This is a genomic window from Pseudomonas sp. WT-JTC (genome assembly GCF_056711565.1).
Genome location: NZ_CM160042.1, coordinates 2,503,812 through 2,529,968, shown reverse-complemented (window position 1 = coordinate 2,529,968; position 26,157 = coordinate 2,503,812). Strand labels below are relative to the sequence as shown.

27 protein-coding genes are annotated in these 26,157 nt (G+C 61.2%); 13 read left to right on the top strand and 14 right to left on the bottom strand.

Annotated elements, in window-relative coordinates:
* From AC06G5_RS11595 to AC06G5_RS11585, 3 genes are all read right to left on the bottom strand, one after another.
* Complete coding sequence (locus AC06G5_RS11595) at positions 1 to 1,218, bottom strand: cytochrome c biogenesis protein DipZ (RefSeq protein WP_480459502.1); 1,218 nt, start codon at positions 1,216 to 1,218, stop codon at positions 1 to 3.
* A 147-nt stretch (positions 1,219 to 1,365) separates the two neighbouring features.
* Positions 1,366 to 1,620, bottom strand: coding sequence for a hypothetical protein (locus tag AC06G5_RS11590; RefSeq protein ID WP_413428490.1), 255 nt, complete (start codon positions 1,618 to 1,620; stop codon positions 1,366 to 1,368).
* Between the two features lie 48 nt (positions 1,621 to 1,668).
* Positions 1,669 to 1,932 (bottom strand): DUF2790 domain-containing protein, encoded by a 264-nt coding sequence (locus AC06G5_RS11585; RefSeq protein WP_008050460.1) that lies wholly within the window; start codon positions 1,930 to 1,932, stop codon positions 1,669 to 1,671.
* A 306-nt stretch (positions 1,933 to 2,238) separates the two neighbouring features.
* On the opposite strand from AC06G5_RS11585, the gene AC06G5_RS11580 reads away from it, so the two are divergent.
* Together AC06G5_RS11580 and AC06G5_RS11575 are read left to right on the top strand one after the other, a co-directional pair.
* Entirely contained in the window at positions 2,239 to 2,979 is a 741-nt protein-coding gene (locus AC06G5_RS11580) for a response regulator (protein WP_008023822.1), read from the top strand.
* Positions 2,976 to 4,292 carry an ATP-binding protein gene (locus AC06G5_RS11575; RefSeq protein ID WP_413428489.1) on the top strand — a complete coding sequence of 439 codons (1,317 nt, stop codon included), beginning with the start codon at positions 2,976 to 2,978 and terminating at the stop codon, positions 4,290 to 4,292. The genes AC06G5_RS11580 and AC06G5_RS11575 overlap by 4 nt, the downstream gene beginning before the upstream one ends.
* A 932-nt stretch (positions 4,293 to 5,224) precedes the next feature.
* On the opposite strand, the gene AC06G5_RS11570 is transcribed toward AC06G5_RS11575, so the two are convergent.
* The 3 genes from AC06G5_RS11570 to AC06G5_RS11560 form a co-directional block, all read right to left on the bottom strand.
* A complete protein-coding gene (locus AC06G5_RS11570) occupies positions 5,225 to 5,980 on the bottom strand; it encodes an HvfC family RiPP maturation protein (RefSeq protein ID WP_480459500.1) in 756 nt (251 codons plus the stop codon).
* Complete coding sequence (locus AC06G5_RS11565) at positions 5,973 to 6,815, bottom strand: HvfB family MNIO-type RiPP peptide maturase (protein WP_480459499.1); 843 nt, start codon at positions 6,813 to 6,815, stop codon at positions 5,973 to 5,975. Before AC06G5_RS11565 ends, AC06G5_RS11570 begins: the two co-directional genes overlap by 8 nt.
* Before the next feature lie 170 nt (positions 6,816 to 6,985).
* Positions 6,986 to 8,320, bottom strand: coding sequence for an acetamidase/formamidase family protein (locus AC06G5_RS11560; protein WP_413428416.1), 1,335 nt, complete (start codon positions 8,318 to 8,320; stop codon positions 6,986 to 6,988).
* A 410-nt stretch (positions 8,321 to 8,730) separates the two neighbouring features.
* On the opposite strand from AC06G5_RS11560, the gene AC06G5_RS11555 reads away from it, so the two are divergent.
* A complete protein-coding gene (locus tag AC06G5_RS11555) occupies positions 8,731 to 9,777 on the top strand; it encodes a class I SAM-dependent methyltransferase (protein WP_413428415.1) in 1,047 nt (348 codons plus the stop codon).
* A 134-nt stretch (positions 9,778 to 9,911) separates the two neighbouring features.
* The gene (locus AC06G5_RS11550; RefSeq protein ID WP_480459496.1) at positions 9,912 to 10,754 is read left to right on the top strand and encodes an NAD-dependent protein deacetylase; all 843 of its coding nucleotides are present in this window, start codon (positions 9,912 to 9,914) and stop codon (positions 10,752 to 10,754) included.
* 34 nt (positions 10,755 to 10,788) lie between these two features.
* Here the strand turns inward: AC06G5_RS11550 and AC06G5_RS11545 are convergent, their stop codons facing one another.
* Positions 10,789 to 11,685, bottom strand: a complete 897-nt coding sequence (locus AC06G5_RS11545; RefSeq protein ID WP_480459495.1) for a LysR substrate-binding domain-containing protein — start codon at positions 11,683 to 11,685, stop codon at positions 10,789 to 10,791.
* Positions 11,686 to 11,859: 174 nt separating this feature from the next.
* Here AC06G5_RS11545 and AC06G5_RS11540 point away from each other — a divergent pair, with 174 nt between their 5' ends.
* Genes AC06G5_RS11540 through AC06G5_RS11530 form a run of 3 tightly spaced genes read left to right on the top strand, consistent with a single transcriptional unit; the run spans position 11,860 to position 14,453 of the window.
* Positions 11,860 to 12,558: a CoA transferase subunit A gene (locus AC06G5_RS11540; RefSeq protein ID WP_046816298.1), complete on the top strand. Its 699-nt coding sequence runs from the start codon at positions 11,860 to 11,862 to the stop codon at positions 12,556 to 12,558.
* Positions 12,559 to 12,594: 36 nt separating this feature from the next.
* Positions 12,595 to 13,260 carry a CoA transferase subunit B gene (locus AC06G5_RS11535; RefSeq protein WP_057399619.1) on the top strand — a complete coding sequence of 222 codons (666 nt, stop codon included), beginning with the start codon at positions 12,595 to 12,597 and terminating at the stop codon, positions 13,258 to 13,260.
* A gap of 11 nt (positions 13,261 to 13,271) precedes the next feature.
* The gene (locus tag AC06G5_RS11530) at positions 13,272 to 14,453 is read left to right on the top strand and encodes an acetyl-CoA C-acetyltransferase (RefSeq protein ID WP_413705136.1); all 1,182 of its coding nucleotides are present in this window, start codon (positions 13,272 to 13,274) and stop codon (positions 14,451 to 14,453) included.
* 195 nt (positions 14,454 to 14,648) lie between these two features.
* On the opposite strand, the gene AC06G5_RS11525 is transcribed toward AC06G5_RS11530, so the two are convergent.
* On the bottom strand, positions 14,649 to 15,179 hold the full coding sequence (locus AC06G5_RS11525) for a chalcone isomerase family protein (RefSeq protein ID WP_413428409.1): 531 nt from the start codon (positions 15,177 to 15,179) through the stop codon (positions 14,649 to 14,651).
* A 168-nt stretch (positions 15,180 to 15,347) separates the two neighbouring features.
* On the opposite strand from AC06G5_RS11525, the gene AC06G5_RS11520 reads away from it, so the two are divergent.
* The 3 genes from AC06G5_RS11520 to AC06G5_RS11510 all read left to right on the top strand — a co-directional run bounded on the left by AC06G5_RS11520 (position 15,348) and on the right by AC06G5_RS11510 (position 17,587).
* Positions 15,348 to 16,154, top strand: coding sequence for a hypothetical protein (locus AC06G5_RS11520; protein WP_480459879.1), 807 nt, complete (start codon positions 15,348 to 15,350; stop codon positions 16,152 to 16,154).
* A 97-nt stretch (positions 16,155 to 16,251) separates the two neighbouring features.
* Positions 16,252 to 16,923 carry a glutathione S-transferase family protein gene (locus tag AC06G5_RS11515; RefSeq protein WP_413428408.1) on the top strand — a complete coding sequence of 224 codons (672 nt, stop codon included), beginning with the start codon at positions 16,252 to 16,254 and terminating at the stop codon, positions 16,921 to 16,923.
* A 94-nt stretch (positions 16,924 to 17,017) separates the two neighbouring features.
* Entirely contained in the window at positions 17,018 to 17,587 is a 570-nt protein-coding gene (locus tag AC06G5_RS11510) for a DcrB/PsbP domain-containing protein (protein ID WP_413428407.1), read from the top strand.
* A gap of 3 nt (positions 17,588 to 17,590) precedes the next feature.
* Here the strand turns inward: AC06G5_RS11510 and AC06G5_RS11505 are convergent, their stop codons facing one another.
* The 3 genes from AC06G5_RS11505 to AC06G5_RS11495 all read right to left on the bottom strand — a co-directional run bounded on the left by AC06G5_RS11505 (position 17,591) and on the right by AC06G5_RS11495 (position 20,616).
* The gene (locus tag AC06G5_RS11505) at positions 17,591 to 18,307 is read right to left on the bottom strand and encodes an alpha/beta hydrolase (protein ID WP_413428406.1); all 717 of its coding nucleotides are present in this window, start codon (positions 18,305 to 18,307) and stop codon (positions 17,591 to 17,593) included.
* A 211-nt stretch (positions 18,308 to 18,518) separates the two neighbouring features.
* On the bottom strand, positions 18,519 to 19,631 hold the full coding sequence (locus AC06G5_RS11500; protein ID WP_413428405.1) for a succinylglutamate desuccinylase/aspartoacylase family protein: 1,113 nt from the start codon (positions 19,629 to 19,631) through the stop codon (positions 18,519 to 18,521).
* Between the two features lie 205 nt (positions 19,632 to 19,836).
* Entirely contained in the window at positions 19,837 to 20,616 is a 780-nt protein-coding gene (locus AC06G5_RS11495) for an ABC transporter substrate-binding protein (protein WP_413428052.1), read from the bottom strand.
* A gap of 330 nt (positions 20,617 to 20,946) precedes the next feature.
* Between AC06G5_RS11495 and AC06G5_RS11490 the strand changes: the two genes are divergently transcribed.
* Complete coding sequence (locus AC06G5_RS11490; RefSeq protein WP_480459491.1) at positions 20,947 to 21,588, top strand: type 1 glutamine amidotransferase; 642 nt, start codon at positions 20,947 to 20,949, stop codon at positions 21,586 to 21,588.
* A gap of 12 nt (positions 21,589 to 21,600) precedes the next feature.
* Here the strand turns inward: AC06G5_RS11490 and AC06G5_RS11485 are convergent, their stop codons facing one another.
* Positions 21,601 to 22,035, bottom strand: a complete 435-nt coding sequence (locus AC06G5_RS11485) for a rhodanese-like domain-containing protein (protein WP_413428050.1) — start codon at positions 22,033 to 22,035, stop codon at positions 21,601 to 21,603.
* Between the two features lie 101 nt (positions 22,036 to 22,136).
* Between AC06G5_RS11485 and ftrA the strand changes: the two genes are divergently transcribed.
* Complete coding sequence (gene ftrA, locus AC06G5_RS11480) at positions 22,137 to 23,111, top strand: transcriptional regulator FtrA (protein ID WP_480459490.1); 975 nt, start codon at positions 22,137 to 22,139, stop codon at positions 23,109 to 23,111.
* A gap of 108 nt (positions 23,112 to 23,219) precedes the next feature.
* Here the strand turns inward: ftrA and cobF are convergent, their stop codons facing one another.
* Together cobF and AC06G5_RS11470 are read right to left on the bottom strand one after the other, a co-directional pair.
* Complete coding sequence (gene cobF / locus AC06G5_RS11475) at positions 23,220 to 23,975, bottom strand: precorrin-6A synthase (deacetylating) (RefSeq protein ID WP_480459489.1); 756 nt, start codon at positions 23,973 to 23,975, stop codon at positions 23,220 to 23,222.
* A complete protein-coding gene (locus tag AC06G5_RS11470; protein ID WP_413428048.1) occupies positions 23,975 to 24,547 on the bottom strand; it encodes a histidine phosphatase family protein in 573 nt (190 codons plus the stop codon). Before AC06G5_RS11470 ends, cobF begins: the two co-directional genes overlap by 1 nt.
* 565 nt (positions 24,548 to 25,112) lie before the next feature.
* Between AC06G5_RS11470 and AC06G5_RS11465 the strand changes: the two genes are divergently transcribed.
* Entirely contained in the window at positions 25,113 to 26,129 is a 1,017-nt protein-coding gene (locus AC06G5_RS11465) for an arginine N-succinyltransferase (RefSeq protein ID WP_480459488.1), read from the top strand.
* Positions 26,130 to 26,157 lie beyond the last annotated feature (28 nt).

Sequence of the window (26,157 nt, the reverse complement as noted above, 5' to 3'; positions counted from 1 at the left end):
TTACGCCGCTGGCGCACTGGCCTTGGCCTCCTCGAGTAACTGCTGAATGATTTTTTCCTGAGTGTCGTAGCTGCCTTCACCAAAGTGGGTGTAACGCACCTGCCCCTTGGCGTCGATCAGGTAGTGCGCCGGCCAGTACTGGTTGTCGAAGTTGCGCCAGATTGCGTAGTTGTTGTCGATCGCCACCGGGTAGGTGATGCCGTACTCCTTCACCTTGGCCTTGACGTTGTCGATGATGCGTTCAAAGCCGTATTCAGGCGTGTGCACACCGATCACCACCAGTCCGTCCTTTTCATACTTCTTCGCCCAGTCCTTCACGTACGGCAAGGTGTGCTTGCAGTTGATGCAGTCGAAGGTCCAGAAGTCCACCAGCACCACTTTGCCTTTCAGGGCTTCGTTGGTCAGTGCAGGCGAGTTGAGCCAGTCCACTGCGCCGGACAGCGACGGCATCGCGCCCTGGGCATTGTCCATGGCGCTGTCGGCCTTGACCTTGCTGACCAGGTAATCGACGACTTTCGGCACGGTTTCCAGCACGCCTTTCTCGACACGGCTGACACCTTCGGATGAGGTGTTGGCCAGCAACACGTCATTGGCCCCCGTTGCAATCACCGCCGCACCGGCCAGCACCGCAACCCCGGCGCCGCGGCGCAACCAGCCGGTGACCGGGATCGACGGTTTCAAGCGATTGACCAGGCCGCGACCGACAAAGATCAAGGTACCCAGGGACAGTGCACTGCCCGCGCCATAGGCCACCAACAACAGACTGGTGCCGGCGTTCGCGCCTTGCAGCATGGCGCTGGTCAGAATCACCCCGAGGATCGGCCCGGCGCAGGGCGCCCAGAGCAGCCCGGTGGCGACACCGATCATGATCGAAGCCAGCGGCCCGGACATCTTGCGCGAGTCCGGGTCGATGCGATTGCCCAGCAAAACGAAGGGACGGGCCAGCCAGTCACCGACCCGGGCGGAGATCAGCGACAGGGCAAACAGCACCATCACCGCCAGCGCTACATGGCGGCCGGTGTTGCTGGCCTGAATCACCCACTCACTGCTGACCACGGCCAGGCTGGAGACCAGGGCAAAGGTCAGGACCATGCCGCCGAGGGTGAGCAGGATCGAAGAGCGTGTGCGGTCGGCTCCGGCGAACAGGAAAGGCACGACTGGCAGGATGCACGGGCTGAGGACGGTCAATATGCCGCCCAGGAAAGCGATGAGTAACATGGGATCACCAGATACAGGTTAAAGGGCGACACAGAACCCATGTGGGAGCGGGCTTGCTCGCGAAGACGGTGTGTCAGTCGACATATGTATTGCCTGACACACCGCTTTCGCGAGCAAGCCCGCTCCCACAGTGGATTGAGGGTGTTCTCAAGCTGTTTGCTCATCCAGCAAATGCCCCTGAGGCGTGCGGCTGGTGCCGTTCTCGGCGAGCATCTGCCCTTGCGGCGTACGGCTGGAACCGTCTTGCGCCAGGAAGCCCTGGGTGCCCTTCTCTGCTACCGGCGTGAGCTGGAAGCAGGTGTTGCTGGCGCAGGCGCTTTGCTCGACAGCAGCGTTGGCGTGGGCTGCCGCACCGGCGACGGTAAAGGCGATGGCGGTCAGGTAGCGGGAAAAGTTGTTCATGATGTCCTTCCTGTTTCAAATGGATTAAGCGGTGGTTGATCGCAACACTCAGTTTTCCGAGTTGCAGTTGTCAGCGAATTTGCGGTAATCCAGCACCTGGGTTTTGGACTGAGCGTCGAGGTACGTCAGCCGCGCATTCACCACGCCGCAGGAAGGCGTAGCGTCTTCGGTCAGCGACACCACCTTCCTGATGTCAAGTTGGGTGCCGTAGGTGTAGGTTTTGGGGGCGACATCGGCTTCGGCACGGGCCGACAAGGTGCAGATGTTCAGTGCGGCAAACAGGCAGGCGGCGTAGATGGCTTTGGTGTTCATGGCGGATTCCTCAAGGTTTCAACAGGTCAACTGTTCGTTGGGCCGAGGCGCTCTGCTTTGCCTCGATGGAACCTATTAAAAGCCTGCGAGGTATCTCGTCTGTGTCGGGAATCGGCGAGAATCAATCGGTACGTATCAGAACGGTGCCTGGATACAAAGCAATACAAAACCGCCGGAAACCGGCTTTTTTGCCTTCGTGTGTATCCGCAGGCAAGCCGGATACACTGCAATACAAAGGGCGGCAGGCGACTCCGCCCTGGCTCGATAGACTGTGTGGCAATCCCCATTCATCAGAGGTTTGGCCCAATGGATCACGTTGATCACATCCTCATCGTTGACGATGACCGCGAAATCCGCGAGCTGGTAGGCAACTACCTGAAGAAGAACGGCCTGCGCACCACCGTCGTGGCGGATGGACGGCAGATGCGCGCTTTTCTGGAAACCACCCCGGTGGACCTGATCGTGCTGGACATCATGATGCCGGGGGACGATGGCCTGCTGCTGTGCCGCGAATTGCGCGCTGGCAAGCACAAGGCCACGCCGGTACTGATGCTCACCGCCCGCAATGATGAAACCGACCGCATCCTCGGCCTGGAAATGGGCGCCGACGACTACCTGGTCAAGCCGTTCGCTGCCCGCGAACTGCTGGCGCGGATCAACGCGGTGCTACGACGCACCCGCATGCTGCCGCCGAACCTGGTGGTGACCGAAGCCAGCCGGCTGCTGGCCTTCGGCCGCTGGCGCCTGGACACCTCGGCCCGTCACCTGCTCGATGCCGACGGCACCATGGTTGCCTTGAGCGGCGCCGAATATCGATTGCTGCGGGTATTTCTCGATCATCCGCAACGGGTGCTCAACCGTGATCAATTGCTCAACCTGACCCAGGGACGCGATGCCGACCTGTTCGACCGCTCCATCGACCTGCTGGTCAGTCGTCTGCGCCAGCGCCTGCTGGACGACGCCCGCGAACCGGCCTACATCAAGACCGTGCGTAGCGAAGGCTATGTATTTTCCCTACCGGTGGAAATCCTGGGCGATCAATCATGACGCAGGCGTTGCATTGGCCGCGCACCCTGGCCTCACGGCTGTCGCTGATTTTCCTGATCGGCCTGATCCTCGCCCAGGCGTTGTCCTTCGGCGCGCAATATTACGAGCGCTACGAATCGTCGAAAAACACCATGCTCGGCAATCTGGAAACCGACGTTTCCACGTCCATTGCCATCCTCGACCGCTTGCCCGCCAATGAGCGAGCCGGATGGCTGCAACAACTGGAACGACGCAATTACCGTTACCTGCTCAATGAAGGTTCGCCGGGCACGCCCATACGCACCGACATGCCCGATGCGCCCATCGCCATCGCCTCGATCAAGGACGCCATCGGTCACGATTACCCGATGACCTTTACCGACATCCCCGGGCCGAACAAACATTTTCAAGTGCACTTGAACCTGGCCGATGGCAGCCCGCTGACCATCGACGTCCGCCCGGCGATGGTCCCGTTGTCGCCCTGGCTGCCCATCGTGTTGCTAGGACAACTGGCGCTGATGCTTGCCTGCTCCTGGCTGGCGGTGAGAATCGCCATCCGCCCCCTCACCCGCCTCGCCGATGCTGTCGAGAACCTGGACCCCAATGCCCATCCAGTGCTCCTGAACGAAAAAGGCCCGACTGAAGTCGCCCATGCCGCCAGAGCCTTCAACTCGATGCAGGCACGCATCGCGGCGTACTTGAAGGAACGCATGCAATTGCTGGCGGCGATTTCCCACGACCTGCAAACCCCGATCACCCGCATGAAACTGCGCGCCGAATTCATGGACGACTCCAGCGAAAAAGACAAACTGTGGAACGACCTGGGCGAGATGGAACACCTGGTACGCGAAGGCGTGGCCTACGCCCGCAGCATCCACGGCGCCACCGAAGAAAGCCGCCGCACCGACCTCGACTCGTTCCTCGACAGCCTGGTATTCGACTACCAGGACATGGGCAAGGACGTACAGCTCACAGGCAAGAGTGCCGCCGTGATCGACACCCGCCCCCACGCCTTGCGCCGGGTGCTGGTCAATCTGACGGACAATGCGCTGAAGTTTGCCGGTGCTGCCGAATTGCGGGTGGAAAAACAGGCCGATGGCAACCTGTCGATCAAAATCCTCGACCGCGGCCCCGGGATCGCCGAGGACGAACTGAAGCAAGTGATGGAACCCTTCTACCGCGTGGAAAACTCCCGCAACCGCAGCACCGGCGGCACCGGGTTGGGGTTGGCGATTGCCCAGCAACTGGCGATCGCGATTGGCGGGACGTTGACCTTGAGCAATCGTGAAGGCGGTGGGTTGTGTGCAGAGCTGAGGTTGCCGGGCCAGGCGTAAGGAAATGGTTGGCTGGCAGGGCGTCTTCGCGAGCAAGCCTGCTTGCGATGGCTGTATGTTGAGCGACGTGTTTTTTACGGGTGTACATATCCGTTGCTACGGTAAAGGCCGCTGGCGGTTCCGCCCTTACGGCGGGTTACTTGGAAGAGCGGAGCGCCGCCCGGCCCCAAGTAACCAAGGGCTCTTGCCCCTGACGTTCGGTGCCTCGCCAAGGCTCGGCATTCCCTCGCTCCGGTCCTGCTCCGTGGGCCCGCCGCGATCGGCCATCCCTGGCCGTACGCGGCTAACCCGGCATCCATGCCGGGTTGCCCACTGCGCAGAACCGGAACGAAGCCTCTCGAGGGGGCAAGCAGATCAAAAGCCAAAGCAAAAGCGAGGCGGCCTACCGGCCGGCCTGATCGCAATTGAACGCGTTCCCCTGTAGGAGCGAGCTGGCTCGCGAAAAACGCAGGGACACCGCGGGGATTCAGACAGCCCGCGTTATCGTTGACGTCCATCGCGAGCAAGCCCGCTCCCACAGAAGAGCAGAGCAAAGCAGGGCCGCATACCCCCACGCTTTTCACCATTCAACAGGCCGAGCGTTAGCTCGCCTGCCGCTCTTGATCTTGATCCACCCGCCCCCTCGGCAGGCTGAGTGGAGGCGTTCATCCGGGGATAGGCGCGCAGCGCCGTTCGACGCAGTCGAACTCATTGCATGCAGGTCGCGCGCAGCCGACCGGAGGGCAATGCCCCCGGATGAATGCCGGAGCGAAGGAACCCCGAGCCCAAGCGAGGGGCCGGACGTTCGGGGCGAGCGTTTTTTTGCTTACTTTTTTTAGGCGCTTGTAAAAAAAGTGAGTCGCCGTAAGGGCGAAACCCTAAGTCGCCATCACCCAAAAAACGGATATGTACGCCATCAACCAAGAACCTGGTCGGCCCAAAGGCCGCCAAGGTCAAACACCCCCAACAACCCCCTCCTCATGCATCTGCCGCAACAACCCCAAACCACCCTCGAAAAACACCGAAGAACCCACCTGCCCAGCCTCCACCGCCACCCCCTGCAACTGCGCCCCCCCGGTCAACTCCGGAAACTCAACAATCCGCTGCAACAACCGCCACGCCAACGGACTCAACCCGGAAAACCTCACACTCCAGTCCTCAGCCCGACGCACCAGCAAAAACGTCGGCTGATCAGGTAACGCATCCGGCTGAAAATCGGGCCCCAACAACTGCACCGGCCAGGCATACGCCAACGGCCAGGCCAGCGGCGACACCTGCAAAGGCCGATCCAGCAACAACGCCGCATCACCACCAACCAGCGGCTGCGCATCGGACTGTTGCAACACCATTTCCACCCACTCGTAATGCGCCAGCTCCACCATGAACGGCGGCCACGCCCCATCGCTCAATGCCTCAGGCCCGCTCGCGAGAAACTCGACAAACTCCTCAGCGATTTCACCAAATTTCGGTGTGCGGGCCCGGTAGTCCCGCAAAAAGATCCGCACCAGCGAACCCCAGCGTTCATTGCCGATAATCTTCACCAACACCGGAAAGGTGCCACTGAGCAGCGAAGACAGGTTGGCGAACACCAGATCGCGGTAAACCTGTGCCCGCGCCGGGTCCATACCGGTGGGTGGCGCGTTGTGTTCAGGGTCGCGCAGGTACAGGCCCATCGTGGTTTGCTGATGCAAGAGACCCGACTTATCCACGGCTCACGCCCTCCTGTTGCAAACGGCGAATGGTCTGCAATTCCGCCACCAGTTCGGCGAATGCCGGAAAATTGAAATCGCGCTCCAGCAAGGTCGGTTGCGCACCGAACCGGGCATACGCCTGGGCCAGCAACGACCACACCGCCGGTTTTACCGAAGCACCATGGGTGTCGATCTTCAAGGTATCGGACTCGTCGAAATGCCCGGCAATGTGCATGGCCACCACCCGCCCCGAATCGATTCCGGCGAGAAATTCCTGGGGATCGAAACCGTGGTTGATCGAATTGACGTAGACATTGTTGACGTCCAGCAGCAGGTCGCAATCGGCCTCACGCAGCACGGCATTGGTGAAAGTCACCTCGTCCATGTCCTGTCGGGGGGCGGCGTAATAGGAAACGTTTTCCACCGCCAGACGCCGACCAAGGATGTCCTGAGCCTGACGAATCCGCGCGGCGACGTGGTGCACCGCTTCTTCAGTAAACGGCAGCGGCAACAGGTCGTACAGGTGGCCGTCATCGCTGCAATAGCTCAAATGCTCGCTGTACAGCGGCACGTTGTAGTGATCGAGAAAACCCCGGACTTCCTGCAAGAACCCGACGTCCAGCGGCGACGGTCCGCCCAGGGACAGGGACAGGCCGTGACAGGACAACGGATAACGCTCGGCCAGTGCCCGCAACGCCGCACCATGGGCGCCGCCGATGCCGATCCAGTTTTCCGGCGCGACTTCCAGAAAGTCGAAATCGCCTGTCGGTGCAGCCTGGAGGTCTTTGAGTAAACCGCGACGCAGGCCAAGCCCTGCGCTGGCCTTGGCTACAGGGGGAATGGATGTCTGCATGATATCGATCTCAAACGGTGTCTGGGGTGCGAGCACCGTATGGATGCTCGCCGTCAGACACAGTTAATCGAAGGGGTGTATCGGGCCTGTGTTCACTTGTGCCGGAAAATGCCAGCGTCTGTATCGCCGGCAAGTCCATACACACTGTGGTACAAACCCGCCATTGGCTGTCAGGCCAGATCGTATTTCTCACGCACCAGATGGCCGATGCCCATGCGATCGAGCACCGCCATCGGGCACAGGAACGTCACGCGCACGGTGCCCGGCAGGCGACTGATGTCGATCGAGCCGGTGATAGTGGCGCGGTTGAGGACTTCGTCATAAGGCAGGCCGGTGACGGAAGCGGCGCGTTGCAGGCCGTTTTCCACCGCCAGATTGAGGTTCTCGCCGCTGCCGATGAAGGTGATCGGCCCGCTCTGTTCGATCTCGTGCTGGCCCCAACGCTCGCCCAGTTCACGGACTTTTGCCCTTTGTCCGGCGCTCATTGGCCGCGCCATCGGCGGCAAGTCATCCAGGTTTTGCAACAGGATCGGCCCCTCCAGGGTCAGGTTCTTCACCACTTCCACCACCACTTCGGTTTCCCCGGAGCAATCGGTGGCGTGTCCGGCGATTTCGCCGTTGCCCTGCTGGGCATGCATGTCACCCATGTACACCCCGGCACCGGGAACTTTCACCGGGCAAATCAGTACGCAGCCTTCGCGGATCGAGTTGGTGTCCATGTGGCCGTCGGTTTTCGCCGCGTGCAGTTCTTCGCGGGTCATGCCGAAACGGTGCGGCGCATTGATCAGGTACTGGCCGAAGTCGGCGCAGTTGTGGGAGTCGGGCAAGTCCCGGGATGGCAGGGTACCGATGTTGCCGAGAAACGGCCGCATGTGAGCCGCAACGCCGGGGATGTCGGCACGGGCCAGGGACAGGATCGAATGCTGGGCAGCGAACTCCGGCAGTGCCGACATTTCCGAAGCGTTACCCGCCAGACGATTGGCGATGTCCTGATTGACCGTCAGACTGACCTGGTTCTGCGCATCGAACACGATCACATAACCGTGGCTGAAACGAAACGCGCTGACCTCGGCACCACAGTGGTTGCAGCGAATGGCCTCGGCGCCGATGCCTTCGACATGGCTGGCGGGATGATCGGTGCCACAGGTGGAGCAGAATTTCGAGACGAACGGATCGCCGTTGTACCGCCCCTCGACAAATTTCATGACCCCGGACGAAGTCGCCAGCGACGTCACGCGCATGCTTTTGATCTTGATGGCCACCGCATCACCGATTTGCGCCCCGGCGATCGCCACCGGTTGCGTCACTTCATGCCCGCCCTCGAAGGCTGGCGTGATCATTGGCCCCCAACAGCCCGGTGGTGTACCGGTGATCAGCGTGCCGCCGTCGGCCAATGGCCCGAGCATCGGCTGGCTTGGGCCGATGATGCCATTGGTGTAGTGATCGACCCGCAGGCGATCCACGGGTGTGACGTTGGGATCGGGTTGAGACACAAGCGTTGTCATGGAAATCCCCTTGACCGCATCAGGCGCGGAACAGAGTCAGGAGCGTACGACCGTCGGTTGCGACGGCCAGGGAAAGAGTTTTGGCCGCCACGCAATAGCGGCGCCAAAACGGCCTTCACAGTTCATCGCAGGTTTGTATCGGGTCTGTGTTCGGCTGGTGCCTGAAGTTGCGCGGGACTGTATCGAAAGGCGGGTGAGATACAGTGAGATACATCCCCCCTACAGAGTCATGTGCCCGCAGGGAAAACGTCGCTTTCGTCGCGCCAGACCGCGCAGTACAAGGCCCGAACTAAACTGTATGCACACAGGACCCGCTTGGTGCCCTGCACATTCCCACGACCACCGCCCAGCGGCGAGCGCCTCGCCAGATAATGCCCCTGGACCGTGATCCCGTTGAAGGAGCACACGTGATGGACGAGGCCAGACTCAACGATTTCATGGGCAAACTGGTGAACGACATGGGCGGCGCGGCGATGCTCGCCAACGTCATCCTCGGCGAAGAGCTCGGCCTGTACCGGGCGATGGCCGACAGTCAGCCAATCACCCCCGAAACCCTTGCCGCGAAAACCGGCTGCAACACCCGCCTGCTGCGCGAATGGCTCAGCGCCCATGCCGCCTCCGGCTACATGGAACACCACGACGGCCAGTTCCGCCTGCCCGAAGAGCAAGCCATGGCCTTGGCCATCGAAGACTCACCGGTCTATATCGCCGGGGGCATCGGTGTCGTCGCGTCGTTTTTCCACGACAAGGACAAGCTGGTCAACGCCATGCGCGGCAACGGCGCCCTGCCTTGGGGAGAACACCATCCGTGCATGTTCAGCGGAACCGAACGCTTCTTCCGCCCAGGTTACAAAGCCCATTTGGTCGCCGAATGGTTGCCGGCCCTCGACGGCGTGGTGGCCAAACTGGAAGCCGGGGCCAAAGTGGCGGACATCGGCTGCGGCCATGGCGCCTCGACGGTGATCATGGCCCAGGCGTTTGCGGATTCGCGATTCGTCGGCTTCGACTACCACGCGCCCTCCATTACCGTCGCCACCCAAAGGGCCGAAGAAGGCGGTGTGTCCGGTCGGGCCCGATTCTTCCAGGGCACGGCCAAAAGCTACCCCGGCAACGACTACGACCTGATCTGCTACTTCGACTGCCTGCACGACATGGGCGACCCGGTGGGCGCGGCCAGACATGCTTATGAATCGCTGAAAGACGACGGCACGGTGCTGCTGGTCGAGCCCTACGCCAACGACTTGCTCGACGACAACGTCAACCCGGTCGGACGCCTGTTCTACGCCGCCTCGACGTTTATTTGCACGCCGAACTCGCTGTCCCAGGAAGTCGGCCTCGGCCTCGGCGCCCAGGCCGGCGAAGCGCGGTTGCGCAAAGTGTTTACAGAGGCTGGTTTCACGCGCTTTCGCCGGGCCACCGAAACGCCGTTCAACCTGATTCTGGAGGCGCGTAAATAAACACCCCCGCCATCTCTGTAGGTGTAGGAGCGAGCTTGCTCGCGATAAACGCGATCACGCCGCGGGGTGTCAGGATTAAAGTGTTATCGTTGACGACCATCGCGAGCGAGCTCGCTCCTACAGGCCTGCACAACATGTTCGACAACCTGATCCACGAACAGCTCTATCGCCTCCACCGGCTCATGGCCGACGCGCCGTTCGCGGTCCTGACCGGGGCTGGCATCAGCACGCCCTCGGGCATCCCGGATTATCGCGACAACCAGGGCGTGCGCCGTGGCCGGCAGCCGATGATGTACCAGGAGTTTCTCTCTGCAGCGCAATCCCGGCGACGCTATTGGGCGCGGGCGATGCTCGGCTGGCCACGGGTGCGTCAGGCGCAGCCGAACGTGGCCCACGACACACTGGCCAGTCTGCAAGGCACGCGCCAGATCAGCGGGTTGATCACCCAGAACGTCGACACCCTGCACGACCAGGCCGGCAGCCATGACGTGATCGAACTCCACGGCAGTTTGCACCGGGTGTTGTGCCTGGATTGCGGCCGGCGCAGCGAGCGCGATTCGATCCAGCGCTTGATGGAAACACAGAACCCGTACCTGGCCGGCGTCGACGCAGTACAGGCGCCGGACGGCGACACCTTGCTCGACCCGGCTTTCGAGGCACGCTTCCAGGTCCCGCACTGCCCGCATTGCGCCGGGGAACGGATGAAGCCGGATGTAGTGTTTTTTGGCGAAAACGTCGCACAGGCCACGGCGGCCAGGGCGATGGCCACCGTCGAGCAGGCTGCCGGGCTGTTGGTGGTCGGCTCGTCGTTGATGGCCTATTCGGCGTTTCGCTTGTGCCGGGCGGTGGTGGATCAGGGCAAGCCGTTGATTGCGATCAACCTGGGCAAGACCCGGGCAGACGAGATGCTGGATGTGAAGATCGAGGGGTCGTGCGAGCAGCTTTTACCGCTGCTGGCCGAACGACTCAACAACTGACAAGACCCGCTCCCACAGGGGCATTTTGATTTGTTCATGTAAGTTGGTGACTGAAATTTTCCGCTTTCAGCACATCAAACATCGCCTGCGCCGCCGCCGACAGCTCTCCCCCCGGCAATGTCAGCACCCCAAGTGCCCGCTCCACTACCGGGTCACGCAACGTGATGCAACGCGCGCCCAGCTCACGCATTTGCCCGGCACACAAGGCCGGCACCGCGCTTACGCCCAGGCCACTGGCGACCATGCGCCCGACCGTCGCCAGTTGATGGCTTTCAAACTCCACCGGCAGCTTCATGCCGCGGGCCTGCAAGTGCTCTTCCAACATTACCCGCACGGTGGAAGGTCGCTGCAAGGTAATGAACGGCTCCTTGAGCAGGGTCTGCCAATCGATGTCATCCAGCCCGGCCAGCGCCGAATCCAGGGGCACCACCGCGACGAAACGGTCGATGTACAACGGCGTGAATTGCAGCGACGAACTCTGCGTCGGCTCGAACGCCACCCCCAGTTCCACCTGCCGATCCCGGACCATTTCCAGCACCTGCTCGTTGATCACATCGTTGACCGTGACGTTGACGTTCGGATAGCGGGCGCGGAATGTCTTGAGGATCGGCGGCAGCAGATTGCCGGCGAACGATGGCATGGCCGCCAGGGTCACGCGGCCGCGTTGCAGGGTGAAGCGCTGGCGCATCTCGTCCTCGGCATTGTCCCAGTCAGCAATCAGCCGGCGCGCCAACGGCAGCAGGGATTCGCCTTCGGCGGTCAGCGCGACGTTACGGGTGTTGCGGGTGAACAGCCGCCCGCCCAGGCCCTCCTCCAGCGCCTTGATGGTCAGGCTCAGGGCCGACTGCGACAGGTGCAGGCGCTCGCAGGCCACGGCGAAACTCAGGCTCTGGGCCACGGCCAGGAAGGCGCGGATCTGCTTGATGGTCATCTCGCTACGCTCAAGTTGTAAGCTGCTAGCTTCAAGCTGCAAGTTTAGAGCAGCGGTTTGTTGAGTTTTATCTATCAATCAACCTTAAAAATCAACTTAACAAATGAATCAAGCAGCGCGACACTCAACTCCATTCGGCTAGCCAGCCGCCCACAAAGAATAAAAGAGGTGCATATGGCAGGTTTCGACAAGCGCGTGAGTTCCTATGAGGAAGCTCTGGCAGGTCTTGAAGACGGCATGACCGTGATCGCCGGCGGCTTCGGCCTGTGCGGGATTCCGGAGAACCTGATCAACGAGATCAAGCGCAAGGGCACTCGCGACCTCACGGTAGTTTCCAACAACTGCGGCGTCGACGGTTTCGGCCTGGGCGTACTGCTGACCGACCGCCAGATCAGCAAGGTGGTGGCCTCCTACGTCGGCGAAAACAAGCTGTTCGAAGAGCAACTGCTCAAGGGCGAAATCGAAGTCATCCTGACCCCGCAAGGCACCCTCGCGGAAAAAATGCGCGCAGGCGGCGCCGGCATTCCGGCCTTCTTCACCGCCACCGGCGTCGGCACTCCGGTCGCAGAAGGCAAGGAAGTCCGCGAATTCCATGGCCGCAAGTACCTGATGGAAGAGTCCATCACCGGCGACTTCGCCATCGTCAAAGGCTGGAAAGCCGACCATTTCGGTAACGTGATCTATCGCCACACCGCGCAGAACTTCAATCCGCTGGCCGCCACCGCCGGCAAGATCACCGTGGTCGAAGTCGAAGAAATCGTCGAACCCGGCGAGCTGGACCCGGCGCAGATCCACACCCCTGGCATCTACGTCGACCGGATCATCTGCGGCACGTTCGAGAAGCGCATCGAACAGCGCACCGTGCGTAAGTGATCCCCTGCCCCCGGACCGAATGAAGGAATAACAACAATGGCACTTTCCCGCGAACAAATGGCTCAACGCGTCGCCCGCGAAATGCAGGACGGCTTCTACGTGAACCTGGGCATCGGCATTCCGACCCTGGTCGCCAACTACATCCCCGAAGGCATGGAAGTCATGCTGCAGTCGGAAAACGGCCTGCTGGGCATGGGTCCCTTTCCTACTGAAGAAACCATCGATGCCGACATGATCAACGCCGGCAAACAAACCGTGACCGCACGTATCGGTGCTTCGATTTTTTCCTCGGCCGAGTCCTTCGCGATGATCCGCGGCGGTCATGTCGACCTGACCGTGCTGGGCGCCTTTGAAGTGGACGTGCAAGGCAACATCGCCTCGTGGATGATCCCCGGCAAACTGGTCAAGGGCATGGGCGGCGCGATGGACCTGGTGGCCGGCGCAGACAACATCATCGTCATCATGACCCATGCGTCCAAGGACGGTGAATCCAAGCTGCTGTCCCAATGCAGCCTGCCGCTGACCGGCGCCGGGTGCATCAAGCGCGTGCTGACTGACCTGGCTTACCTGGAAATCGAAAACGGTGCGTTCATCCTGAAAGAACGTGCGCCGGGTGTCAGCGTCGAAGAGATCGTCGCCAAGACTGCCGGTAAACTGATCGTGCCGGACCATGTACCGGAAATGCAGTTCGCTGCCCAGTGAGGAATCATTCCATGCAAGAAGTCGTCATTGTTGCCGCCACGCGCACCGCGATCGGCAGCTTCCAGGGTTCCCTGGCCAATGTCTCCGCCGTCGAACTGGGTGCCGCGGTAATCCGCCAGCTGCTGGCCCAGACCGGCCTGGACCCGGCGCAAGTCGATGAAGTGATCATGGGCCAGGTGCTGACCGCCGGCGCCGGGCAGAACCCTGCGCGCCAGGCAGCCATCAAGGCCGGCCTGCCCTTCGCCGTACCGGCCATGACCTTGAACAAGGTCTGCGGCTCGGGCCTCAAGGCCCTGCACCTGGGCGCCCAGGCGATTCGCTGCGGCGATGCCGAGGTGATCATCGCCGGTGGCCAGGAAAACATGAGCCTGGCCAACTACGTCATGCCAGGTGCCCGCACCGGCCTGCGCATGGGCCACGCGCAAATCGTCGACACCATGATCAGCGATGGCCTGTGGGATGCGTTCAACGACTACCACATGGGCATCACCGCCGAGAACCTGGCCGAGAAATACAGCCTGAGCCGCGAGCAGCAGGACGCGTTCGCCGCCGCCTCGCAGCAGAAAGCCGTGGCCGCCATCGAAGCCGGGCGTTTCGTTGACGAAATCACACCGATCCTGATCCCGCAGCGCAAGGGCGATCCACTGTCCTTCGCCACCGACGAGCAGCCACGGACCGGCACTACCGCCGACTCCCTGGGCAAGCTCAAGCCGGCCTTCAAGAAGGATGGTTCGGTGACAGCCGGCAACGCTTCGTCACTGAACGACGGTGCCGCTGCGGTGATCCTGATGAGCGCCGACAAAGCCAAGGCCCTCGGCCTGCCGGTACTGGCGAAAATCGCTGCCTACGCCAACGCGGGTGTCGATCCGGCAATCATGGGCATCGGCCCGGTATCGGCCACTCGCCGCTGCCTGGACAAGGCAGGCTGGTCCATCGACCAGCTTGAGCTGGTTGAAGCCAACGAAGCCTTCGCCGCACAATCCCTGGCCGTGGCCAAGGACCTGGAGTGGGACTTGAACAAGGTCAACGTCAACGGCGGCGCCATCGCCTTGGGTCACCCGATCGGTGCCTCGGGTTGCCGTGTGCTGGTGACGCTGCTGCATGAAATGCTCAAGCGTGACGCCAAAAAAGGCCTCGCCACCCTGTGTATCGGTGGTGGTCAGGGCGTGGCGCTGGCGCTCGAGCGGGCGTAAGCCAACAGCGTTCAACAGACGGCACGGGGACCCACGAAGAACCGTCGCCGCCTGGAAAAACACCCGGTGTGACGCAAGTTGCACCGGGTTCTTTTTTGCCCGCGTGTTTATCAGAGGTCACAAATCCCCTGTGGGAGCGGGCTTGCCCGCGAAGGGGCCAGATCCGTCACCCCAAAAATCGCAGAATCAACAGGCTCAGGGCACCACACCCAGCAACTGCTGGCGCAGCTCGGGGTTGTTGGTTCGCGGATCGAGCCAGATGGCAAAAAATGCCTGGGCGAATTGCAGGTCCGTCACTTCACGCAACAACTGCTGGCCGAGGAAAAACCGCGCGCCCTGCCCTGGCAGATAGACACAGGTCAGCCGCGTGCCAGCCTGCACATCGACGAACGACTGTTGCATCTGCGCCTGCCAGGACGCCAGTTGCCCGGCACTGATCGCGGTACCGGCGAGCCGCTTGATTTCCCTGACACTGGCGCTTACCAGGTCATCACGGGAAATGCTGCGCTGGTAGATCAACTCCAGGGCAAACGGCTGATCGTTCGCCAAGGGCCGCGACGTACTCCAGAGCCGCGCGCTGTAGACATCGAAGCCGTACTTGCGAAACTCGCCACTGCCGAGGACTTGCGCGCCGGGCAGCGATTCCTGCCAATTGGCCAGGGCCTGACAGCTCAGCAAAACAAGTAGCCACAGGCCATGGCGCAGCAGCGATCGTTGATGGTTCATGGCGGGTTGGCCTCTTTGTGGATGCCCGGATAAGTCGTAGGCGCAAAAGACCCTTCCGTACAAATTTCGAACGAGCCTTATTTTTGTATACAAAACTCGCACACACATAAAGCAATCTACCCGACGCAATGTTACCGTTGCCACCTCACACAGGTCGGAGACGTGCGCGTGTTGATTCTCAAACTGCTGGTGATCCCAGGCTTCCTGCTGCTGATTTCCCTGGCTGGCAAACGCTGGGGGCCGAGCGTGGCCGGCTGGTTATCGGGGTTGCCGGTGGTAGTCGGGCCGATTCTGTTGTTCCTCGCCCTTGAACAAGGCCAGGCGTTCGCTGCGCAATCGGCCACCGCTGCGCTGTCGGCCATGTTCGCGATGATTGCGTTTTGCGTGACCTACGCCCAGGTCGCACAACGGGCCGGATGGCCGCTGGCGTTGATGGTCTCACTGTCGGTCTGGGCGGTGGTGGCAATTGTGCTGTCGCTGATCCCGACATCCCTGGTGTTTTCGGTGTGCGCCGCCGCCAGCGCGCTGCTCGCCGCACCCTACCTGTTCCCAACCGTGCAACCGGTGCCCAGTGGTCCTGTGCCGAAATCCGACAAGCTCCTGCTGCGCATGGTGGCCGGTGCATTGCTCACGCTGGTCGTGACGCTGCTGGCCAGCACCGTCGGCGACCGCTGGAGCGGCTTGCTGGCGGTGTTCCCGGTATTGGGCAGCGTCATGGCGGTGTTCTCCCAGCAAACCCGTGGCCCGGCCTTTACCGCCGCATTGCTGCGCGCCACCGCCACCGGCATGTACTCGTTCGCCGCCTTCTGCCTGGTGTTGGCGCTGGCGTTGCCGACGATGGGAATGAACGCTTTTGTCCTGGGCATCGCCGTGTCGGTGGCCATGCTGGGTGTGACCAAACGCTTGCTGGCACGGCCCGTGGGCCCGACGACGGACACTGAAGGAACCGTCAAAGCACCGAAACCCGTTCGATAGTTTTGCACGACCAGAACAATAACCCTGCACGTCAATCGAACGGGTTTGCTTCAACATCAGCCTCAGTTCCAACCCCTACCCGACTGAGGCCTGCACCATGAAATTCTTTTTCCACCCTTCGCCGAACCCGATGAAAGTTGCCCTGCTGCTCGAAGAGCTGCAAACGCCTTACGAATTGATCGGCGTCGACACCTTCAAGGGCGAGCAACACCAACCGGCCTTTCTGGCGATCAACCCGAACGCCAAGGTACCCGCACTGGTTGATGGCGATGCCAGCGTGTTCGACTCCCAGGCGATCCTGCTGCACCTGGCGCAGAAACATCAGCGCTTCCTGCCCACGTCCATTGCCGGCCAGGCCGAAATGCTCTCGTGGCTGATGTTCATCGGCACCGGCCTGTCGCCGTTCTCCGGCCAGGCGGTGCACTTCCTGCACCACGCACCGGAAGATCTGCCTTACGCGAAAAACCGCTATTTGAAGGAAGTCGAACGCCACTACCGCATCCTCGACGAGCGCCTGGCCCGGCTTCAGTACCTGGCTGGCGACACCTACAGCATCGCCGACATGGCCCTGTGGGGCTGGGCCAACTACGCGCCCTACATCCTCGGCGAGAGCGGTCTGGCGGCGTACCCGAACGTCAAGCGCCTGTACGATGAAATCAGCGCCCGCCCGGCCGCCCTGCGCGCCCACGGCCTGAAAGAGAAACTGGTGCTCAAGGCCGAATTCGACGAAGAAACCCGTCGCAACCTGTTCCCGCAAAACCAGGTGTAAGCACAAAGCGACCGCTCGTTAGCGCACACTGGAATGCAGCACAACCTCCGTGGGATGATCGCGCCCCACCGCGCGCCCATCCCTGGAGATTCCGATGTCATTGTTGAGTAAAAAAGCCCTTGTCCTGCTACTGGCCGCGGCTACCGGCCTGGGGGCTTTGAATGCGCAGGCCGCCAAGGCCACTTCCAGCGATAACGCGCCCGCCCAACAAGTCTCGATGCTCGGCGGCAAGTTCACGTTCAACCTGCCCAAGGGTTTCATCGCCAACCCGCTGCCCGCCAACCCGGGCGGTGCGACGGGCACCCTGTACAGCAACGCGACGACCAAGACCGTGGTCATAGCCGCGGAAAACAACCTGCCCGATGGCATCAGTGTCAAAGACAACGACGGCCAGTTCCTCGACAGCACCGTGGCCGACTTCGATTCGGCGCAACACACATCCCTGCCCGACTACAACAAACTGAGCGAGAAGTCCCTGACCCGGAAAAGCGGATTGGGCCTGCGCCAGGTCGACGGCACCGCCACACAGGGCGGCGGCATGACCCTTACCACCACGCTGATGGCGGCATCCGGCACCCGCATGACGGTAATCCAGGTGATCTCCCGTCCCGGCGACATGGCGGCCCACGAAACCCTGATCAAACAGATCGTCAGCGGAAAATGAGGCTCAGGGGTTCAAGCGCTGCAACCAGGCGCTCAAGTCCTGTATCTCCTCGGCGCTGATGTTATGGCCGACACCGGGGTAGCCGTGAAACTCGGGTTCGAGTGACACGCTCTGCAACAGGCTGTTGGCTTCCGTGCCGTCGCTGTAGGGAAGGCGTTTGTCCTGCTCGCCATGACCGATGAAAATCGCCAGCGACTGGCGTTTTTCATCCGGTGTGAGCTCGGCCTTGAGCACCGGCAGAACCCGCCCGCTCAACGCAGCGATCCCGCCAAGCGCCTCGGGATGCCGCAGGCCCACTTCGTAGGACATGATCGCGCCCTGGCTGAAGCCGACCAGGAACACCTTCTCGGGTTCGGTGTGATATTTCTTCGTGGCCTGTGCGACAAAATCCAGCAGCACCTGGCCACTGGACTTCAGATCATCGGTCTCACCGTTGTAGGCCCCTTCGCCCTTCTTGCGAAACCACTGATAGCTGCCCGCCTCCATCACCAAAGGTGCCCGCACCGACAGGTAGGTGTAGGACGCAGGCAAGTCATCCTTGATGCCGAACAGATCCTGCTCGTTACTGCCGTAACCGTGGAGGAAAATCACCAGGGGTTGATGGTTCGAATCGGCATTGGCCTGCTCCAGGTACTTGAGCGGCAAGTCGGTTTGCAGCGGGGTTTGGGCGTGAACGACAGTGGATGCCAACAGCGTGAGCAGCGCGAGAATCTTCAACATGGGTCTTCCTTCACGGAATGCAGGATTCGGGGAAGAGCCTAACACTGAGAATCAGACAGGAACATCTCGGGTGTGTCTGATGCCGCCTTCGCGAGCAAGCCCGCTCCCACACTGGATCGTCGTTGCACACCTATTCTGTGTTCACTGAAGATCCAGTGTGGGAGCGGGCTTGCTCGCGAAGAGGCCCGAACAGTCGGCAAAAATTCCCGGATCAGTCGTTGATCAACTTCCCCACCCGAATCGGCTCGCGCCCGGCGACTTTCGCCTGCCAGGTGCCGGGCTGGGTGTAGCGCCCACGGTCGATGGCAAACAGCACACCGCTGGTACCGGCCTGCACGGTGGTGACCTTGTCGTTCAACGGATCGACCACCTCGAACAGCGCATCGCCCTTCTCCACCCATTCCCCGGCTTCACGCAAGAAACTGACCACGCCGTGGTGCGGTGCGAACAGGTATTGGGTGCCTTCGAACGGCATGCCTTCACAGCATTCGTCCGGTGCCGCCGGCCAGCTGCCGGAGATGAAGCCCTGCTCGGCGAGGAACCCGAGAATGGCCTCGCAATTGGCCTGGGCCTGGTCGACGCGGGTATCACCCATGCTGCCCAGCTCCAGCGTGGTCGCCAGGTTCGCCGGTGGAATCGCCGCCGCCGGGAACGCCCTGGCCAGACGCAACCATGGCGAAGAACAGGACTCATCGAACGAGCTGCCGCCGGAGTCTTCGCACAACAACGCCACGCCAGCCTTCAAGCGCGCCGCCAGGGATTGCCATTGTGGCCAGTGCTGCGGCAAGGCGTAGAGGTGAATCGCAGCAATGAAATCGCAATGCAGGTCGAGGGTGATGTCGGCGTCGCAGGCATGGCGCAGCAACAGGCGGTGCATCGCTTCGAGCTGCGATGTCGCTGCCGGCAAGTCGCCGAGGACCTGGCCCATGGTCTGGCGAATCAGCGCGATGTTGGCCTGGGCATCGTTGCCGAGGCGATCACCGATCAACTCGGCCACCGGCACACTGAGCTCAACGAACGAGCGGTTGAAGTTCTTGCCGCTGCCCAGCTCGAAACGCCCCATGTGGCTGCCTTGCAGGTGCTGATCGAGGCCAATGGGATTGGCCACCGGCACCAGTTCGATCACACCGTTCAATTGTCCCTGTCGTTCAAGTTCGGCCAGGCGTTTCTTCAACTCCCAGGCCGTGCGCATGCCCGGCAGTTCGTCAGCGTGCAGGCTGGCCTGGATGTACACCTTGCGCGGGCCCGCGCCATAACGGAACACGCTGAGGGTGCGCTCTGTGCCCAGGTGGCTCCAGGGAAGCTGGTGGTCGATGCGTTGCATAGGGGGAACTCCTGATGTCAGAACGGCGAGATCACCTGTGGGAGCGGGCTTGCTCGCGAAGGCGTCGGTACATTCAACATCGATGTTGCCTGACACGACGCCTTCGCGAGCAAGCCCGCTCCCACAGGTTTCTCGTTTCAATAGAAAGAAAGCACAAAAAAAATGGCAACCGCACCAACGGTTGCCATTTTTTCAACCCGCTCGCTTACTCGCCGTAAACGTCAAACTTGAAGTACTTGTCCTGCACTTGCTTGTACTTGCCGTTGGCGCGGATGTCGGTGATGGCTTTGTTGAATTGCTCGGCCAGGGCGGTATCGCCCTTGCGCACGGCAATGCCGGCGCCGCCACCGAAGTATTTCGGATCGTTGTACTCAGGGCCGACGAAGGCAAAACCTTTACCGGCGTCGGTTTTCAGGAAACCGTCGTCCAGGTTGACCGAGTCGGCCAGCAGCGCGTCAATGCGGCCGGAGACCATGTCCAGGTTGGCTTCCTGCTGGGAGCCGTAGCGCACCAGGTCGATGCCGGCGGGTACCAGCACTTCCGTGGCGAAGCGGTCGTGGGTACTGGCGCGCAGCACACCGACTTTCTTGCCCTTGAGTTCGGTCAGCGGGTCCTTGATGCTGGAACCTTCCTTCATCACGAAGCGTGCCGGGGTGTGGTAGTACTTGATGGTGAAATCGACGTTCTTCTTGCGGTCGTCAGTGATGGTCATGGACGACAGGATGGCGTCGATTTTCTTGACCTTGAGCGCAGGGATCAGTCCGTCGAACTCTTGCTCGACCCAGGTGCACTTCACTTTCATCTGCTCGCACAGGGCGTCGCCGATGTCCACGTCGAAACCGGTGAGTTTGCCGTCAGGGGTTTTCATCGAGAATGGCGGGTAGCCGGCTTCGATACCGATGCGGATCGGCTTTGCGTCTTCAGCCACGGCGGTCAGGGACAACATCGACAGTGCCAGGGCACCGAACATCACTAGCTTCTTCATTTATAACTCCTGTGCGCGGAGGCTTTTATTGGCAGCTTCGATTGGCAGCGTTCGGTCATCGCTTTGTGGGCGGGAACCGAAGTGGCCGGCAGTCTAGAGCGGCTACAGGAGGGTAAATTACGCCGAGGCGACAAATATTTACAGAAAAGTGGCACCAAGACGGAGGTATTGAGGTTAAGCCTCAATGACAGTGAAATGTCTGTCAGACATATCGCGTTTTCAGCCCGGACCCTGAGGTTTTTCGGCCTATTCCAATGAAATGAACCGACTGGCGATACCCGATGTTTTACGGCACATTGAGCCCCCTTGCGTCCCATCGAGAATAGCGCGATGCCCACGTTGAACCTGATCCAGCACCACCCCGCCGAAGGTCCGGGTGCCATTGCCTTTTGGGCCGAGTCCCGGGGGCTGACGCTGAAGGTGTTTCGCGCCGACCTCGGTGAGTTGCCGGCCGTCAGCGCCGATCCGGTGATCCTGTTGGGCGGGCCTTACGAATCCAATGCCGGTCCGGCCTGGCTGGAGGCCGAACGGCAATGGCTCAAAGGCAGTCTGGATCTGGGTGGGGCCGTGTTCGCCATATGCCTGGGGGCTCAGTTGCTGGCATTGAGTCTGGGCGGCAATGTACGGCGGATGGAGCACAGCGAAACCGGATGGACCACGGTGAGATTTATCGATGGGCAAACGCTGAAGGTACTGGAGTGGCACGAAGACGCCATCAACCTGCCGCCTGCCGCGCAACTGCTGGCCAGCAGCGCGCAATGCGTACAGCAGATGTACCGCGCCGGGCCGACGCGGCTGGGGTTGCAGTTTCATCCAGAGTGGAACGCCGAGTCGGTGGCCATGCTCAATGCGCATTTTGGCGATGAGTCACCATTGCCCCGAGGGCCGCAGGACGATGCTGCCTACGCCGACGTGTTGGCTTGGTTGCAGGCAACACTGGATGAGTGGTGGGCAGCCTCCAAGCCACACTGAGGTGATTGGGTATCAGCATTCGCAACCGATCGCGGCATTCGCCGGCCGCGGCACCTCGACGCTCAACTCAAACCCCTCATCCAGCCATCCGGTCACGCCGCCGATCATCTCCTTGACCGGATAACCCAGGGCCGCCAGTTTCACTGCTGCCTTGTTGGCACCGTTGCAATGAGGCCCGGCGCAATAGACCACAAACAGGCTGTTTTTCGGATAAGCCGCCAAGCCTTCGGCGCTCAGCAAGCGCCCGGGAATGTTGATCGCTCCCGGCACATGTCCGCGTTCGAACGCCAGTGGGCCACGAACATCCACCAGAACGAAATCGACTTCACCGCCCTGCTGGCTGGCGTGGACGTCGGAACAATCGGTTTCGAACGTCAGACGGTTGCTGAAGTGCATCAGGGCGATGGCCGATGGGGCGGCGGGAATTTCGCGAACCAGGCTGGTCATGGGCTGTACTCCAAAGTAGCGGTGGGTGTGGGAAGACTTTATCCGTCCGTCACTTGCGGCTACAGTGGCGCACAAGACACTCACCGGGAACTTTCCGCCAAATGCACCCTACCCCTGGAATGGTGGCGATTCTGGTCTACGACGGCCTCTGCACGTTCGAGTTCGGCATTGCCGTGGAGATCTTCGGCCTGCCCCGACCTGAATTCGATTTTCCGTGGTACGAGCATCGTATCGTCGCTGTCGATCAGGGCCCGATGCGTGCCATGGGTGGCATCCAGGTACTGGCCGATGGCGGCATGGAATTGCTCGCCGATGCCCGCACCATCATCATTCCCGGCTGGCGCGACCGTAGCGCCGCGGTGCCTGCGCAGTTGATCGCCGCCCTGCGCCAGGCCCATGCGCGGGGGGCGCGGTTGCTGTCGATCTGCTCCGGTGTTTTCGTCCTCGCCGCCACCGGGTTGCTCGACGGGCGCGGCGCGACCACGCACTGGCGCTACACCTCGGAACTGGCCGAGCGGTTTCCCGGCATCCTGGTGGACCCGGACGTGCTGTATGTCGATTCCGGCCAATTGATCACTTCCGCCGGCAGCGCGGCGGGCATCGATGCCTGCCTGCATCTGGTGGCACGGGATTTCGGCACGCAGGTGGCCAATTCCGTGGCCCGGCGCCTGGTCATGTCGCCGCAACGCAGCGGTGGCCAGGCACAATTCATTCCGACGCCTGTCAGCCCCACACCGCGCAGCGATCTTTCCCGCGTCATGCAATGGGCACGTGAGCGTTTGCACGAACCGCTGGAGGTGCGCGACCTGGCCAGCGAAGCTGCAATGAGCGAACGCACGTTCCTGCGCCGCTTCAGCGAAGCCAGTGGGCAGTCGCCGAAAACCTGGTTGCAGCATGAACGTTTGGGCCGAGCCCGCGAACTGCTGGAAAGCAGCGACCAGAACACCGAGCAGATTGCCGAGCGTTGTGGTTATCGCTCGGTGGAAAGCTTCCGGGTGGCGTTTCGCACGGTGGTCGGCGTGCCGCCGTCGGTGTATCGGGAGCGGTTTGGGCGTGGGGGTAATGCTGCTTCTTGAGGTGTTCTCGAGGACCTCTTCGCGAGCAAGCCCGCTCCCACAGGGAAATGCATTTCAAATGTGGGAGCGGGCTTGCTCGCGAAGACGTCGGTCTGGCTACCACAAACCTCAGGGTTTTCGCAGCAGATAGGTATCCATGATCCAGCCATTGGCCAGCCGCGCGGCCTTGCGCACCCGTTCGATTTCATCCGCCACATCCTTGAGCTTGCCACTGATCAGGATTTCATCTGGCGTCCCCAGGTACGCCCCCCAGTAAATCTCGGTGTCCTGATCCACCACCTGACGGTAAGCATCCTGAGCATCGAGCATCACCACCAGGCTGTCGGCATCGCTCACCTGCCCTGCCGCCAGGCGCCGGCCCGTGGTGATTTCAACGGAGCGACCAATCTGGTTGAGCGGCACCTTGTGCTGCGCCGCCAACGCCTGGACGCTGGTAATGCCGGGGACCACCTCGAACTCGAATGCGCTGGCACCTGAAGCCTTGATCGCCTGCAGGATGCGAATGGTGCTGTCGTACAACGCCGGGTCGCCCCACACCAGAAAACCACCACACTGGCCGTCGGACACTTCTTCATTGATCAGCCGTTCGAAGGTCTGCTGCCTGGCCAGGTTCAAGTCGTCGACACTGGTCTTGTAGTCCACCTCACCGCGCTCGCGCTCAGGGCTGCGGGCTTCGACAAAACGGTAATCGTGGTCGGTGATGTAGCGTTCGCAGATTTCGCGCCGCAGATCGATGAGTTTGTCCTTGCTCTGGCCCTTGTCCATGAGAAAAAAAACATCGACCCGATTCAGCGCCTTCACCGCTTGCATCGTGATGTAGTCGGGATTGCCGGCACCGATGCCGATGACCAGGAGTTTTTTCATCAAGGCAGCTCCTCGGCATCTGTGCCCGGCAAGCGCAGGCGCCAGCGACCATGAAACCTCAACTCGAGCGCCGACAGGGGCTCGACGTCGATCAGGCTGGACGATCCACCCTGCAACACCTGCGTCAGCGCGGCGCGGATGACAAAGGGATGTGTAATGGCAACGATGTGCCCTGGCGTCGACTGCAACGCTGTCAACCAGGCGCCCACTCGCTCACCCAGTTGCACCAGCGACTCGCCACCGTGGGGTGCTGAAGCGGGATCCCCCAGCCAATGCTGGAGCGCCTCCGGGTCGTTTTTTTGCAGGTCGCCGATGCGCTCACCGCCCCAGCGCCCGAAATCGCAGTCCTTCAACGCATCGACAATCTGCGGCGCACTGCCGAACAGTTCAGCGGTTTGCCGGGTGCGCAATTCCGGGCCGCAGACAAGACGCGCGGCGCCCTTGAACTGATTGCAACGGGAAAGCCTGAACGCGTGCCAATCCATCTCCAGAGGCTCGTCCAATGGAAAGCGCGCCAATTTCTGGGCGACGGTTCGAGCGTGACAAATCAGGGTTAAACGGGTTGCCTGCACCGGCAATCACTCCATGGATGGAAAGGAACGACGGCGTCAGGTGAGCGCCATTGCGCAATTGTGCCGCAAGAAAGCACGCCTTGGGGGGGTGTTTAATATTCCTGCATGAAACGGATTCGTTCAGTCAAATCCTGCCAGGTTTTCTGTGATGGCTGACTGCAATAGAGGCAATCACCTACAAGACTTTACGAGATCGCTGTAGTCCCTTGGTATAGGCACTTCGCCGCTTTTTCGGGCACGGCCAGACCCTGCGAAAATTAACTAGACAGGCAGTGCGCGATAATTAAATACTCCTTTCAACGGACTGTTAAAACATGAGCCACACTCATCCAGCAGGAGCCCGGATGCCCTTTCTCGAACCCCCGATCAACGCGCCTGGCCAGGTATCGCATCCGGCCGAAGCGCCCGATCCTTGTTTAACTCGGTCCCTCTCAAGAACATCTGACAAGAATAACAGTGGCGCCTGACTACGTTCAGACGACCACCGATTTGATGTGTGGAAAAACCGACAGTGATAGTCAGGTTCGGCTCAAACCGCCGAATCGTTTGATACAGGAGTGTCTCCATGCTGGTCTTGCGTCCAGTCGAGTTGGCCGACCTGCCCCAGTTGCAGAAGCTGGCTCGTGAAAGCCTCGTAGGCGTCACATCCCTGCCCGACGATAGCGAACGATTACGCGGAAAAATCCTTGATTCCTGTGCCTCGTTCGAGAAGGACATCGAGGGTCATGGCCCGGAAAACTATTTCTTCGTCCTCGAAGACCTGACCACGCAACACCTGGTCGGCTGCTCGGAAATCCTCGCCACGGCCGGGTACAACGAGCCGTTCTACAGCCTGCGCAACCGACACTTCACCAGTGCCTCCAGGGAACTGAACATCGAGCACGGCGTACCGGCCCTGTCGTTGTGTCACGACCTCAGTGGCCACACCTTGTTGCGGGGTTTCCATATCGATGCCGCTCGGGTACGCACCGCACACTCCGAGCTGCTGTCGCGGGCGCGCCTGTTGTTCATCGCCGCCCACGCCCGGCGTTTTTCCGAAACGGTGATCACCGAGATCGTGGGCTACAGCAGTGATGAAGGCCACTCGCCATTTTGGGATGCCGTAGGCAAGCATTTCTTCGACTTGCCCTACGTCGAGGCCGAACGGCTTTGCGGCCTGCAGAGCCGCACGTTTCTCGCCGAACTGATGCCACACTATCCGATTTACGTGCCAATGCTGCCCCAGGCGGCACAGGACTGCATCGGCAGCATCCATCCCGATGGCCAGGAAGCCTTCGATATCCTCGAACGTGAAGATTTCGAAACCAACAGCTACATCGATCTGTTCGATGGAGGCCCCACGCTGTTTGCGCGCACGTCGGGTATTCGTTCCATCGCCCACAGCCAGCGCGGCGTCACGCTGCCTGGGCCGGTGATCGATGCTCGTGGCCGCTTTCTGGTGAGCAACGAATCCTTGAAGGACTATCGGGCCATCGTTGCCGATCTTGATTACATCACCGGGCAACCCGTGACACTGGATGCGGCCATGTGTGAGGCGCTGAAGGTGACCGAGGGCAGCCCGATCAGGCTGATCGCCCTGTGAATACCCGCCAGGGTCAACGCCAACGCCC